Origin of the sequence: Flavobacterium coralii, assembly GCF_019891545.1 — a bacterium.
Classification (GTDB): Bacteria; Bacteroidota; Bacteroidia; order Flavobacteriales; family Flavobacteriaceae; genus Flavobacterium; species Flavobacterium coralii.
Genome location: NZ_JAHDIU010000001.1, coordinates 385,148 through 398,213, shown reverse-complemented (window position 1 = coordinate 398,213; position 13,066 = coordinate 385,148). Strand labels below are relative to the sequence as shown.

Here is a 13,066-nt window from a genome sequence, read left to right as displayed (position 1 = left end):
CCCGCTCCTGTTAAACCATTTTCAAATTTTCAAATTTTCAAATCTTACCGTCCTGCAATTTTAAATTAGTATATTTGCCCTGCATATATCACTATGGAACAATTCATCGTATCAGCCCGTAAATACCGCCCGCAAACCTTTAAGGATGTTGTGGGCCAGCAGGCTATTACCAATACGCTGCTTAACGCCATAGAGAATAATCACTTAGCACAGGCATTGTTATTTACCGGCCCGCGTGGTGTGGGCAAAACAACCTGCGCACGCATACTGGCCCGCAAAATAAACCAGGAAGGTTATGACGACCCGAATGAAGATTTTGCCTTTAATGTGTTTGAGCTGGATGCGGCTTCCAACAACTCGGTAGATGACATCCGTAACCTGATAGACCAGGTAAGGATACCGCCGCAAACCGGTAAGTATAAAGTTTATATTATAGATGAGGTGCACATGCTCTCTCAGGCGGCATTTAATGCCTTCCTTAAAACGCTGGAAGAACCGCCGAGGCATGCCATATTTATACTCGCCACTACAGAGAAGCATAAAATAATACCTACCATACTGTCGCGCTGCCAGATATTCGATTTTAAGCGGATAACGGTTAAGGATGCCAAAGAACACCTTGCAGAGGTAGCCAAAAGCCAGGGCATTACGTTTGAAGACGATGCACTGCACATTATAGCCCAAAAGGCAGATGGCGCCATGCGTGATGCGCTTTCTATTTTTGACCGGGTAGTAAGCTACTGCGGCAACAACCTTACTCGCCAGGCCGTTACAGAAAACCTTAATGTACTTGATTATGAGTACTACATTAAGGTAACCGACCTGATACTTGAAAACCGAATACCGGAACTGTTGCTTGCTTTTAACGACATACTTGCCAAAGGTTTTGATGCACACCACTTTGTGGCGGGGCTTGCATCGCACTTCCGAGACTTATTGGTATGTAAAACACCCGCAACGCTGGTACTGCTCGAAGCAGGAGAAACAGCTCAGGCCATGTATGCACAGCAATCGCAAAAGGCCAGCCAGCAGTTTTTACTGGAGGCAATTGATATTGCCAACGATTGCGACCTTAAATACAAAACCAGCCAAAACCAAAGGCTGTTAGTAGAACTATGCCTTATGCAGCTTGCCTCTGTCACCTTTGACGGAGAAAAAAAAAAGCTGACCAATTTATAATTCCCACACATTATTTTACCGATAGCACACCTGCTAAGCCTACAGAAAATCAATCTTCTGTAGTAACAGCTAATACGGCAGTACCTGAAAAGCCCGAAGGTATTTCTCCGTTACCCGTGAATAAACTTGAGGTTGATGCTCCTGAAATAATAAAGCCACCCGTTATACAAATACCCGAGGATGATGGCAGGCCAAAGGTTTCGGCGTTTTCGCTTTCGAGCATTAAAATGAAACGGGAGCTGCAGGAAACCCAGAAAGCCGAATTAAAAAAGCATGACGAGCTGCCACGCGAACCGTTTACAGAAACCGATATGCTGCTGATGTGGAATAAGTTTGCACAGCGCCTTAGCGATACCGGACAGAAAATTATGGCAACCTATATGCAGATTAATGACCCGGTGCTGGATAAAGACGGCGTAACCATAAGGCTGGAATTACCCGTTGAGGGCAGTAAGGTTGACTTTGATAATAACAAGATTGAATTGCTGGGCTACCTTCGTGGTAAACTGCACAATCATGATATTGTTATAGAAACACATGTAAATGAAGTGGCTTCTACACGGCATGCATTTACTCCACAGGAAAAATTTGAAAAACTTAAAGCGCTTAATCCTACAATCGAATTACTAAGAAAGGCATTTGATTTGGATATATAAACCAGATACCATAAATTTCAAGATCATGAAAAGTCTATTTCTTACTTTGCTATTCTTTACTACAATTCAAGCCCTGTCTCAGGCGCAAAAGAAAGAATATTTATTGAATGAAAATGGTGATATAACAAATCTTGAAGCATTTAAAGCAAAATTGTCTGAAGGCTACGTTTACGGTTTTATAGAAAGTGATACTGCAATTGTAGCAAAACTTGTTTTAAGAGAAGAGACCGGTACGTTGCAGCCAGAGCAGGTAAAAGAAATAAGGGAGGCATTATCGGGCTTAACAGGAAATTCTATTGATAAAAGCCAAACCCTGATAATACATTTTTTTGCAAAGCCAAACAAATATTCAGAGAGCGACTGCATAGATAACTATGTTACCGATTATACCTACAAGCGTTTCATTAAGAAAAACCCTAAATACGCAAGATTTAATATCACTGCTAAAGGATTTGTTTATGATTCTAAAAAAGTTTTTGAAGACAAAGAGGGGGTAATAAATAAATATTTTATGTATGGTTTAATATGTGGTAATTATATGATTATATTACCTGATGGCAGATTTTACAGGATGATGGGTGAATATATACAAAGAGACATTCCGAAGAAACTGGCTGAATTAGAAAAAGAATAATTTATTCCGTTTTTTCATTAACCTGCTTCAAAAAATTCTCTATTCTTTCATTTCTGTATAACTGTAAAAACTGCTTAAGAAGCAGACTCATTTCATTTTGAATAATCCTGTCGTTTTTACCATAGTCCCATATTGGTAATACTGTGGTTTCAAAAATGGTAGTAAAGTCGGGTTCAGTAATATATATCCTTGCAGTGTTCTCTTCATCTGTAACCACATTTTCAGGATGAAAGCAGTAACGATGCGTGAACAACCTGAACAAAGAACGCAACGCTATAGATGCAGTACCCGGATCATTTATGCCCGGGCTTAGCGCTTTAACGGCAATTTCCGTCAGTTGCCTGAAGCCGTAAAAAAAGTTATTACTTATAGTTTCATCCTGATTCAGGAACAGCGCCGACTGCAAATCTTCAATGGTTTCTTTACTGTTAATGCTTTTGTTAACTTTTATCAGAGGTATGCCCTTCAGCAAATAGGTTCCGGAAATATTAGGTATGTAAATTTTAATATCCTCCTGTTTACAAATTTTCAGTAATGCTTTCCTGTCAAACCCTTCATATACACCACCCCTTGGTGCTTCAATATTAAAATCGAAACCATTGTCTGATATTTTTTCGGGTTCCTGCTCCAGTTTGCAGTGGTGCATTAAAGAATTGTAGGTCTCAGTATAAATGCGGTGTATAATTACCTCATATTTAACCGACTGCGTAATATAATGGAGGAAATATATAAATACAAAAATATCGAATATTGCTACCACTATAAGCAGGTAAGTACTTATAGCAGGTATGTAAATACCTTCATCTATATCCCTTATTGTAGTAAGCAGGAAAAGTGCAAATACAATGGTACCAATATAAATGCCGAGTACCATCTGCTGAAACCTGTTACCAATCAGCTTATTAAGCACCCGGTTAGACATTTGTGATGCAGCCTGATTGAGAACAATCATTACCATAGAAAAACTAAAAACCGTGAGCGATAATATTCCCGCTGCCACAACACCTATAATGTTACGGGCTGTAGAGGCATCGCGCAGGCTTAACCACGGTAGCTGGCTTTTGAGCTGTTTTCCGTAATCAGAAAAGTCAAAACTGATTAAAAGGAATGATGAAATGAGGAATATCAAAGATATAAATGCCGGGTAAAATGCGATGCTGTTTACAATACGGTTATATTTATACCGTATCCAGAATTTAATCCTGCCTGCTATATCTTGCATACTCTGTAAAAGTTTTACTGCTAATTTAATGTAAATAAAAAGCAATAATCTTAAGTATATGCTAAAACAGTTACTGTAGCCTAATTCGTATTATTTTGCCTTGCCCTGCTGCTATTACTGTTTTATTATCTGTAAAGCGGAGTGTGTGCAGGGTTTTATCATCATGAACATTTTTCCATGTGGTGCCACGGTCAAAAGAGTAAAACACTCCCGATGGCCCGCAGGTTATAAGTTCATTACCGTTACTTTGCGGCACAAACTGCACACAGGATGCATATCCGAAGCCTGTGCCCTCACCTACTAACTGCCAGTCTTTCCCGCCATTAACTGTCAGAATTTTATTCCCTGAGTTTTTATCAGGTTTCTCATAATCACCACCTACAGCAAAGCCAATTTTATCATCATAAAAATCAGCAGAAAAAATACCCGTCATTTCATTTCCCTGCACAATTGGCGTATCATAAACTTTCCAGCTTTTACCTTTATCAGCCGAATAGAATACCCGCGATTTTTTTCCACCTGAAACCATCCATGTGTTATTTCCTTCAATTATAAGGTTGGTGTTGCTTGCCGCAAAAGCAGCTTCACCTTCAGTAGTTTCAGGTAAAACATCACAGCTTATCTTACGCCAGTTTCCGCCTCCGTCTTCTGTTACTATTACAGAAAGGCAGCCGTCTGTAGGGTCGCCCATTGCAATGCCATCTGTATCATTATAAAACTGCATACTGTCATAAAAAACTTTCTCTCCTGTTTCTGTATATACCTTACGCACCGCCCTGCCATCTTTAGATATTTTATAAAGCATGGCAGGAGTACCGGCATTCAGTATAAAAATATCCGATTTATTTTGGGCTATAGAACGAAATTCAGGTAAAACAGAATCTTTAGCCACTACACCGTTAAGGCTTTTACCTCCGCTTAACGATACGTAACCATATTTACCTTCGCTGCCGGCATACCAGGCTTTGTCACCGTCTGTAACCAGGGCGCGTATGCTTATTTTATCTTGTAATAGCGTATCTACTTCTACTGTGGCAAACGAGGGTTTATAAACGGTTTTTTCATCTTCTTTTTTACAGCTTAAAAGTGCCAGCATTGCAATCACGATAAAATACTTTTTCATACTCTATATTTAGTCATGCTAATATAATATAAAAATTCCGGCGCAAAGCTGTATGCCCTGTGCCGGAATCGGTTTATAATATATTAAATATTAGCCTGCTGTTTCTTTTCGCCTGCTGTCAAACATATACATCCACAGCATTCTCGACAGCCTGAAATTAAACGTACTCAGCAAAACAGCTGTAGCGGCAATAAGCCCAAGCATTATTTTAATATCTGATGTGAAGAACTGTGCGATAACAAATACAGCAACCATTTCGGCAACGGTCACTGCATAGCTCACATACATAGCCCCATAAAAAAAGCCTGGTTCAATTTCAAATTTATGGCCACATACCTTGCAGTCTTTTTCCATCTTCGGCATCCTGAACAACAAAGGGTTGCCTTTTTTGGCAAACACATGCCCCTCGCCGCACACAGGGCATTTTTCTGTTATTATATCTTTAAACTGAGACATACCTAAAATTTTTATACAGCAAATTTACGGCAGAACTAAAGGTAACTCAATATAATATCTACGCAAAAATTTGTACTTTTAAGACACAATTCATTCAGATGAAAAAAGTTGCGATACTTAATATAGGGCAGTTCCCGAGGCAAAGCAGCCTCGATGGTTTCTATGCTAACACGCTGGAAGACCACCTTATAACCAACCATAAAGATATTGTGCTGCCACACTCACACAATTTTTATCTTGCCATACTTTTTACGCATGGTTCGGGTATACATGAGGTAGATTTCTCTGTTTATGATGTTACCCCCGGCAGCCTCTTCTTTTTAAATCCGGGGCAAACACATCACTGGGAGCTTTCGGCAGATGTTAAGGGTTTTGTTTTCTTCCATACGCAGGATTTTTACGACCTGCAATACACACAGGCAACCATAAACCGCTTTCCGTTCTTTTACAGTATGCATAATTTACCCCTGCTGCAATTAGAAGGAAATGATTTTAAGAGCATAAAATCGCTTTTCGAGCAGGTATATAATGAGAATCTCGACGAGAAAATATTAAAGCGGCAAAAGGTGCTAAGCCTTATTAACCTGGTCTATATAGAAGGTACAAGGCTCTATCTACAAAACAATCCTTCAGCGCAGGCTAACCAAAATGGCTACTATTTAAAATTCAGGCAACTGGAGCAATTTATAGAAAGTAATTATAAAACCGAAAAATCAGCCGCTGCCTATGCCACAATGCTGCACATTAGCCCAAAACACCTCAACCGCATTACACAGGCTGTGGCAGGCAAAACCGTTACTGATGTAATACAGGACAGGGTTCTGCTCGAAGCACGTAAAGAGCTGGTACTGCAAAAGAAAAACTTTAATGAAATAGCCTATATGCTGGGGTATGAAGATTATGCTTACTTTTCGCGCCTTTTTAAAAAGAAAACAGGAGAAACACCTTCGGCATTCTTAAACAGGTACAGCAAAACATAGTACGGTTATCTCTCAAAATTTCAGTACCTTTGCCCCTCAATTTTTTACAATGAGATTACACAGGAATTTAGTTTTTACGGTTATAGATTCGCTCAACGCCATTTTTAATGAAGGTGAGTATGCCGATAAGGTGGTAGCAAGGGCACTTAAAAAAGACAAGCGCTGGGGAAGTGCCGACAGGAAGTTTGTAGCCGAAACCATATATGAAATTGTAAGGTGGAAACGCCTTTATGCTGAAATTGCAGAAGTTAAGGAACCGTATGACCGTGACAACCTGTGGCGTATGTTTGCCGTTTGGGCAGTACTCAGGGGCTATAAGCTGCCTGATTGGAAATATTTTGAAGATACACCACTCCGCCGTATAAAAGGCCGTTTTGATGAGCTAAGCAAGATAAGGAAATACAGGGAATCTATACCCGACTGGATGGATGAGCTTGGTGTAAAAGAACTTGGTGAGCAGAAATGGGAAAAAGAGATAGCAGCACAAAACGAGCAGGCACAGGTTATACTCAGGGTAAATACCCTCAAAACGACTAAAGAAAAACTGCGCGACATTTTAATGGATTCAGGTATCGAGACCTTATTTATTAAAGAATATCCGGATGCACTGGTACTTAAAGAACGCGCCAATGTTTTCTTAACACAGGCTTTTAAAGACGGGCTTTTTGAAGTGCAGGATGCTTCATCACAGCTTGTGGCGCGCTTTCTTGAGGTAGAGCCCGGTATGCGTGTGGTAGATACCTGCGCGGGTGCCGGCGGCAAAACACTGCACATGGCATCTTTAATGGAAAACAAGGGGCAGCTTATTGCAATGGATTTATATGAAAGCAAGCTGAAGCAGCTAAAGCTCCGCGCAAAACGCAACAGTGCTTTTAATATAGAATACCGCATCATAGACAGCACAAAAGTTATAAAGAAACTACACGAAAAAGCCGACAGGGTGCTTATAGACGCACCATGCAGCGGGCTTGGTGTTTTAAAGCGCAACCCCGACAGCAAATGGAAACTGCAACCGGAGTTTGTTGACAATATTAAAAAAACCCAAGCCGAAGTACTGGAAAGTTATTCTAAAATAGTAAAACCGGGCGGCAAACTGGTATATGCAACCTGTTCTGTGCTCCCTTCTGAAAACCAGGAGCAGGTACAGCATTTCCTTACTACAGAAACAGGAAAGCAGTTCAGCTTTGTAAAAGACCAGAGTATACTGGCATCAGAGTCAGGTTTTGACGGCTTTTATATGGCGCTTTTAGAGCGCAAAAAATAACAGAATTTACCTAATGGTGTTAAATGTAAGGGTGGTTTAAATAAATCGCCCTACATTTACCGCCCTATTTTTATATTTATGAGAAAAATTTACTCCTTAGCACTGGGGCTTATTGCGAGTGTGGTATTTGCACAGGATGGTGCTCCCGCTACCCCCTACTACAACGGTTTTAACTTTAACCAGAGCGGCATGGCTTTAAAAAATGCCCTATCCACTAAAATAACTACTACACATATTAACGAACTTAGCTACTCTCCGGGTGTCTGGAATGCGCTTAAGGTTACAGACCAGGATCCGGATAATCCGGGGTTTGTGTTATTACTTTACGGCTTTAGCGAAAGTGTTTGCCCTGCAGGATCTTCAAACGATGACGACCACAGGCGCAGGAATGCCAACAACAACGGTGGTGATCCTAACTGTGAATGGAACAGGGAGCACGTTTATCCGCAATCGCTTGGCACACCCGATTTAGGTCAGGAAGGTGCAGGAGCTGATGCGCACCACCTAAGGGCTTGTGATGTTGACCGCAATGGGCAACGTGGTAACAAGCTTTATACAACAGGTTCAGGTAATTCAGGGAACTCCGGTAGCGGCTGGTATCCGGGTGATGAATGGAAAGGTGACGTGGCAAGGATACTTATGTATATGTATTTAAGGTATCCTAACCAATGTGTACCTACCAATGCAGTTATGGGTAATACTGTTACAAGCGACCCAAATATGCCTGCAATCTTATTGCAGTGGAATGCCGAAGACCCGGTTTCTGAATATGAAGATAACAGGAACATTTATTTAAATAATGCCAACAATGCATGGGGACAGGGCAACCGTAACCCTTTTATAGACAACCCTTATCTTGCAACCCTAATATGGGGTGGGCCAGTAGCGCAGGACCGTTGGGGTATTAACGCTACCGACAGCTTTTTTGAGGCTAAACTTACTGTTTACCCTAACCCTGCAGCAAACAATGAGATAAACATTTACAGCGAAACCAATCTTGAAGAGATACAGCTGATAAACCTTAACGGGCAGTTGATACAGCAAATACAAAAGCCAAAAGCGGTTAACAACACTTATCAGTTGCAAAACCTTCCTGACGGTTTTTATATCCTGAAAATGACTTCGGGTGGGCAATCGGCAGCAAAAAAGATAATAGTGAACTAAAAGATTATTTAGTCCATAACTTAAGCCTCCTTATCGGGAGGCTTTTTTGTTTATGTTTGTATAAATACACTGTAACATGAAAAAAATATTAATACTGCTACTGCTGTTATCCTTATACACTTTTGCCCAAACAGATAATAATATATCTGTGATTTCTTCGGAGCGGACTAGCATTTTATTCCGTGGGATAGAAAACCCAATAAAAATAGCTGTACCTGGTGCAATATCTTTTACTGCATCTGCACATGGGCTTATCAAACAGGATAGTATCGGTAATTATAATTTTAATGTTACCGGTATATCAGGTGATACAGCAACCATTACTATTAAGGCTATAATGCCGGAAAATAAAACCCTCACGGAAACAAAAACATTTGAAGTCAGAGATATTAAAGGGCCGATTGGCCTGATTAATGGTCAAAACTGCTACAATTGTATTGTACTGATGACCAAAGAAGAATTACGAAACGCAATAATTACTATAAGTTTCAATGATTTTGTAAGAGATAAGGAAGACATTAAAGAAACCATTAATAGCTTTGAAGTTTATTTTCCGAAAGATAAAGGTTTTATAGTACAGGGCAATACTATGGATGAAACCGCAATTGACCATATTAATCGCTTAAAAATAGGTAATATCGTTAAAATTTCTGGTATATCTTATCGTTTTCCCGGTAGTGAAAATTATAGATTAAGAGATGTATATCCTATAACTATTCAAATCGTTAAAGAACCATAATTTCAAGCATCAACAATTTTAGCACTCAATCGTTGTAGTATTAGCAATTTAGTTACCTTTGCGCACTACAGATAATGTAACTTTGCAAAAAAGTATAGTATTGCTATGAACGAATGTATTTCAGTTTTTGATATGCTTAAAATTGGTGTGGGCCCTTCAAGCTCGCACACACTTGGGCCATGGCGCGCCGCAGAACGTCTTCTAAGAGAGCTTCATGAAGAAGGTATCTTTGATAACGTTACGCACGTAAAGGTAGACCTTTACGGCTCGCTTTCGCTTACGGGTAAAGGCCATGCTACCGACCTTGCCGTTATGCTGGGGCTTAGCGGTGCAGATCCTGAATATGTTCCTGTAGAAGATATTGAAGGTATTATAGACGGTATTAACCTCAACAATAAGTTGAAGCTTGATAACAGTCGTGAGATTGATTTTAATCCCGTTGTTGATATAGTATTCAACCGAAACTTTTTACCGTTTCACGCTAACGGGCTTACTTTTACGGCAACGGCAGGCAAAATACAGTATGTATCTACCTTTTATTCAATAGGTGGTGGTTTTGTGGTTAAAGAAGAACGCACTGTTGCCAAAGAAAAAGAAATCATTAAATGTGCTTTCCCCTTCCCTACCGATAAGGCTGACGACCTTTTAAACTTCACCAGGCAGGAGAACAAAAGCATATCCGAGATTGTTTACGAAAACGAAAAATCGATACGCAGTGAAGAAGAAATACACCATGAACTAATGCGTGTATGGAACACCATGCTGGAGTGTATGTACATTGGCTGCCATACAGAGGGCATATTACCCGGTGGGCTGAAAGTGCGCCGCAGGGCTTTTGATATGCACAAAAACCTAATTGGCGAACTGCCTTACACCAACCCGTGGGAGTGGCTGCAGGTAATCCGTAAAACAGAAGTTAAGTTCAGGCAGATATTAAAGTGGGTAAGCTGCTTTGCACTTTCGGTTAACGAGGTTAATGCATCATTGGGACGTGTGGTTACAGCGCCAACCAACGGCAGCGCGGGTGTTATACCTGCCGTGCTTATGTATTATATGGTAATAGAAAACCACAACGCGGGCGAAAAAGAGATTAAGCAGTTCCTTATGGTTGCGGGTGAGATAGGCAGTATCTTTAAGAAAGGGGCAACCATATCGGCTGCAATGGGCGGCTGCCAGGCCGAAATCGGCGTGTCATCTGCAATGGCTGCGGCAGCGCTTTGCGAACTTATGGGTGGTAACCCGGAGCAGTGCCTTATAGCTGCCGAAATAGCTATGGAACACCATTTAGGGCTTACCTGCGACCCTATTGGGGGACTTGTGCAAATACCGTGCATAGAACGCAACACTATGGGCGCAATTAAAGCCATCAATGCTGCCGAACTTGCTTTGGAAACAGATCCTAAAAACGTAAAGGTGCCTTTAGATAAAGTGGTTAACACCATGTGGGAAACCGCAAGGGATATGAACAATAAATATAAAGAAACCAGCGAAGGCGGGCTTGCCGTTGCGGTAAATATATCAGACTGTTAATCAGCTTTAGGGCTTTTTACGGGTATCGATAATATAAGTTATTTTCCATTGCCCGTTATCATTATAAAGGCTGAATGAGTTTACACCGCTGTGGCTTAGCTTGCCGTTGATGTAAAACTCATAGGGAGCCCACGCATTTGCCATAAGTCCGTCTGATGTTACTTCAAAACTCAGCAGGCGCTCATAAATCTGAAATCCCGGAGGTAATTCGGCTATCGATTTATAAAAGTTTTTAATGTCTTCGGCTATCAGCACATTATTGCCTCCTTTCTCATAAACAGTATGCAAAACCAATTTATCAGAACAAACTGACTGCATTTTGAGCGTATCTGCTTTGTGCAGCCCTTCAAAAAAAGTATCAACTGTTCTGCGTATGGCAGCATCCTGTGCAAAAGCGCATTGCATAAACAGCGACGTGAGTAATACTAAAAGCTTATTCATTACTTTGTTTTATACAATAAGTAGCTAAACATATCTAAAAGTTACCACAATGCCTAATTAATGATTAAAATGGGCTGGCATTGCCCGTAATTTAGTACTTTTACTGCCTTAAATACTGGTTATGTCTACAGCAAAAAAAGATTATAAAAGGATTACTACCCGCTCGCTGACTGAAATGAAGGCCAATGGCGAAAAAATATCTATGCTTACAGCCTACGATTATACTATGGCAAAAATTGTAGATACTGCAGGGGTAGATGTAATACTTGTAGGCGATTCTGCCTCTAACGTAATGGCGGGGCATGAAACCACGCTCCCCATAACACTGGACCAGATGATATACCACGCTTCTTCTGTGGTAAGGGCTATACAAAGGTCGCTCGTAGTTGTAGATTTACCTTTCGGGAGCTACCAGTCTGATTCTAAAGAAGCGTTGCGTTCTTCCATCAGGATAATGAAAGAAAGCGGCGCACACGCCGTAAAGATGGAAGGCGGCAGCGAAATTAAAGACTCTATCAAAAAAATACTGCACGCAGGCATACCTGTTATGGGGCATTTGGGCTTAACACCCCAGTCTATTTATAAATTCGGTACTTATACCGTAAGGGCAAAAGAAGATGCAGAAGCCGAAAAGCTTATGGAAGATGCCAAAATGCTGGAGCGTATTGGCTGTTTTGCCGTTGTGTTAGAAAAAATTCCTGCAAGCCTTGCCCAAAAGGTGGCTGAAAGCATATCTATACCTGTTATAGGTATCGGAGCAGGTGGCGGAGTAGATGGCCAGGTACTTGTTATACACGATATGTTGGGCATGAACAATGAATTCAGCCCTCGCTTTTTGCGCAGGTACATGAATTTATTCGATGGCATGACAACGGCCATATCACAATATGTAACTGATGTTAAGGCGAAGGATTTTCCTAACGAAAAAGAGCAGTATTAATTTTCGGTAATTTGAAAATTTTTAATGGCGAGTTTACTTTCAACTAAAGATAATTTAGATGTCCTGTATGAGGACAACCACATAATAGCCATAAACAAACGTGTTGGCGATATTGTGCAGGGCGATAAAACGGGAGATAAGCCACTTGGCGAAATTGTTGATGAATACCTGCGCGAAAAATATAACAAGCCCGGCAATGCATTTGTGGGTATTGTTCACCGTTTAGACAGGCCTACTACCGGCCTTGTGATATTTGCAAAAACATCTAAAGCCATGGAGCGCTTAAACGCTATGTTTAAAGAGCGCGAAATGCAGAAAACCTATTGGGCAATTGTAAAAAATAAGCCTGAACAGGAACACGCCACACTGGTACACTACATAACCCGTAACAATAAAAAAAATGTTTGCAAGGCACATATAAAAGAAGTGCCCAACAGTCGATATGCAAGCCTCACCTATACTGTTATAGGTAAGCTGGATAATTACTACGTATTGGAAGTTGACCTGCACACCGGCCGTCATCACCAGATACGCGCCCAGCTTGCCGCGATAGGCTGCCCCATAAAAGGCGACCTTAAATATGGTTTTACCCGAAGTAACCCCGATGGGGGCATAAGCCTTCATGCAAGGCGGCTTTCTTTTATACACCCGGTAAAGAAGGAAGAAATAGTTATTGTTGCCCCGACACCGGATGATGCTGTCTGGAGCTCGTTTGTAAATACCCTTTAAAGGGTATTT

14 protein-coding genes are annotated in these 13,066 nt (G+C 40.8%); 10 read left to right on the top strand and 4 right to left on the bottom strand.

Annotated elements, in window-relative coordinates; translation table 11 throughout:
- Positions 1-93: 93 nt before the first annotated feature.
- The 3 genes from dnaX to KJK34_RS01830 all read left to right on the top strand — a co-directional run bounded on the left by dnaX (position 94) and on the right by KJK34_RS01830 (position 2,469).
- Positions 94-1,179, top strand: a complete 1,086-nt coding sequence (gene dnaX / locus KJK34_RS01840; RefSeq protein ID WP_223052138.1) for a DNA polymerase III subunit gamma/tau — start codon at positions 94-96, stop codon at positions 1,177-1,179.
- Between the two features lie 116 nt (positions 1,180-1,295).
- Positions 1,296-1,835 carry a DUF8439 domain-containing protein gene (locus tag KJK34_RS01835; protein ID WP_317196853.1) on the top strand — a complete coding sequence of 180 codons (540 nt, stop codon included), beginning with the start codon at positions 1,296-1,298 and terminating at the stop codon, positions 1,833-1,835.
- A gap of 25 nt (positions 1,836-1,860) precedes the next feature.
- Positions 1,861-2,469, top strand: coding sequence for a hypothetical protein (locus KJK34_RS01830; protein WP_223052137.1), 609 nt, complete (start codon positions 1,861-1,863; stop codon positions 2,467-2,469).
- Position 2,470: 1 nt separating this feature from the next.
- Here the strand turns inward: KJK34_RS01830 and KJK34_RS01825 are convergent, their stop codons facing one another.
- The 3 genes from KJK34_RS01825 to KJK34_RS01815 all read right to left on the bottom strand — a co-directional run bounded on the left by KJK34_RS01825 (position 2,471) and on the right by KJK34_RS01815 (position 5,270).
- A complete protein-coding gene (locus KJK34_RS01825; RefSeq protein ID WP_223052136.1) occupies positions 2,471-3,691 on the bottom strand; it encodes a DUF2254 domain-containing protein in 1,221 nt (406 codons plus the stop codon).
- Positions 3,692-3,761: 70 nt separating this feature from the next.
- A complete protein-coding gene (locus KJK34_RS01820) occupies positions 3,762-4,814 on the bottom strand; it encodes a WD40/YVTN/BNR-like repeat-containing protein (RefSeq protein WP_223052135.1) in 1,053 nt (350 codons plus the stop codon).
- Positions 4,815-4,904: 90 nt separating this feature from the next.
- Complete coding sequence (locus KJK34_RS01815) at positions 4,905-5,270, bottom strand: DUF983 domain-containing protein (RefSeq protein WP_223052134.1); 366 nt, start codon at positions 5,268-5,270, stop codon at positions 4,905-4,907.
- Between the two features lie 98 nt (positions 5,271-5,368).
- Between KJK34_RS01815 and KJK34_RS01810 the strand changes: the two genes are divergently transcribed.
- From KJK34_RS01810 to KJK34_RS01790, 5 genes are all read left to right on the top strand, one after another.
- Complete coding sequence (locus KJK34_RS01810) at positions 5,369-6,250, top strand: AraC family transcriptional regulator (protein WP_223052133.1); 882 nt, start codon at positions 5,369-5,371, stop codon at positions 6,248-6,250.
- A gap of 49 nt (positions 6,251-6,299) precedes the next feature.
- Entirely contained in the window at positions 6,300-7,514 is a 1,215-nt protein-coding gene (locus KJK34_RS01805; RefSeq protein WP_223052132.1) for an RsmB/NOP family class I SAM-dependent RNA methyltransferase, read from the top strand.
- Between the two features lie 78 nt (positions 7,515-7,592).
- Positions 7,593-8,678, top strand: a complete 1,086-nt coding sequence (locus tag KJK34_RS01800; protein ID WP_223052131.1) for an endonuclease — start codon at positions 7,593-7,595, stop codon at positions 8,676-8,678.
- A 76-nt stretch (positions 8,679-8,754) separates the two neighbouring features.
- The gene (locus KJK34_RS01795; RefSeq protein WP_223052130.1) at positions 8,755-9,417 is read left to right on the top strand and encodes a GldM family protein; all 663 of its coding nucleotides are present in this window, start codon (positions 8,755-8,757) and stop codon (positions 9,415-9,417) included.
- A gap of 105 nt (positions 9,418-9,522) precedes the next feature.
- Complete coding sequence (locus KJK34_RS01790; RefSeq protein WP_223052129.1) at positions 9,523-10,947, top strand: L-serine ammonia-lyase; 1,425 nt, start codon at positions 9,523-9,525, stop codon at positions 10,945-10,947.
- Positions 10,948-10,953: 6 nt separating this feature from the next.
- Here KJK34_RS01790 and KJK34_RS01785 read toward each other — a convergent pair whose 3' ends face one another.
- The gene (locus KJK34_RS01785; RefSeq protein ID WP_223052128.1) at positions 10,954-11,388 is read right to left on the bottom strand and encodes a nuclear transport factor 2 family protein; all 435 of its coding nucleotides are present in this window, start codon (positions 11,386-11,388) and stop codon (positions 10,954-10,956) included.
- 121 nt (positions 11,389-11,509) lie between these two features.
- Here KJK34_RS01785 and panB point away from each other — a divergent pair, with 121 nt between their 5' ends.
- Positions 11,510-12,328, top strand: coding sequence for a 3-methyl-2-oxobutanoate hydroxymethyltransferase (panB, locus tag KJK34_RS01780; protein ID WP_223052127.1), 819 nt, complete (start codon positions 11,510-11,512; stop codon positions 12,326-12,328).
- Positions 12,329-12,352: 24 nt separating this feature from the next.
- Positions 12,353-13,057, top strand: coding sequence for an RluA family pseudouridine synthase (locus tag KJK34_RS01775; RefSeq protein ID WP_223052126.1), 705 nt, complete (start codon positions 12,353-12,355; stop codon positions 13,055-13,057).
- The last annotated feature ends 9 nt before the right edge of the window (positions 13,058-13,066 follow it).

Excerpts from the sequence above, each read along its gene's own strand:
- KJK34_RS01790 (WP_223052129.1), top strand. The coding sequence starts at position 9,523 with ATGAACGAATGTATTTCAGTTTTTGATATGCTTAAAATTGGTGTGGGC.
- dnaX (WP_223052138.1), top strand. The coding sequence starts at position 94 with ATGGAACAATTCATCGTATCAGCCCGTAAATACCGCCCGCAAACCTTT.
- KJK34_RS01815 (WP_223052134.1), bottom strand. The coding sequence starts at position 5,270 with ATGTCTCAGTTTAAAGATATAATAACAGAAAAATGCCCTGTGTGCGGC.
- KJK34_RS01795 (WP_223052130.1), top strand. The coding sequence starts at position 8,755 with ATGAAAAAAATATTAATACTGCTACTGCTGTTATCCTTATACACTTTT.
- KJK34_RS01800 (WP_223052131.1), top strand. The coding sequence starts at position 7,593 with ATGAGAAAAATTTACTCCTTAGCACTGGGGCTTATTGCGAGTGTGGTA.
- KJK34_RS01830 (WP_223052137.1), top strand. The coding sequence starts at position 1,861 with ATGAAAAGTCTATTTCTTACTTTGCTATTCTTTACTACAATTCAAGCC.
- KJK34_RS01805 (WP_223052132.1), top strand. The coding sequence starts at position 6,300 with ATGAGATTACACAGGAATTTAGTTTTTACGGTTATAGATTCGCTCAAC.
- panB (WP_223052127.1), top strand. The coding sequence starts at position 11,510 with ATGTCTACAGCAAAAAAAGATTATAAAAGGATTACTACCCGCTCGCTG.
- KJK34_RS01775 (WP_223052126.1), top strand. The coding sequence starts at position 12,353 with ATGGCGAGTTTACTTTCAACTAAAGATAATTTAGATGTCCTGTATGAG.
- KJK34_RS01820 (WP_223052135.1), bottom strand. The coding sequence starts at position 4,814 with ATGAAAAAGTATTTTATCGTGATTGCAATGCTGGCACTTTTAAGCTGT.
- KJK34_RS01810 (WP_223052133.1), top strand. The coding sequence starts at position 5,369 with ATGAAAAAAGTTGCGATACTTAATATAGGGCAGTTCCCGAGGCAAAGC.
- KJK34_RS01785 (WP_223052128.1), bottom strand. The coding sequence starts at position 11,388 with ATGAATAAGCTTTTAGTATTACTCACGTCGCTGTTTATGCAATGCGCT.
- KJK34_RS01825 (WP_223052136.1), bottom strand. The coding sequence starts at position 3,691 with ATGCAAGATATAGCAGGCAGGATTAAATTCTGGATACGGTATAAATAT.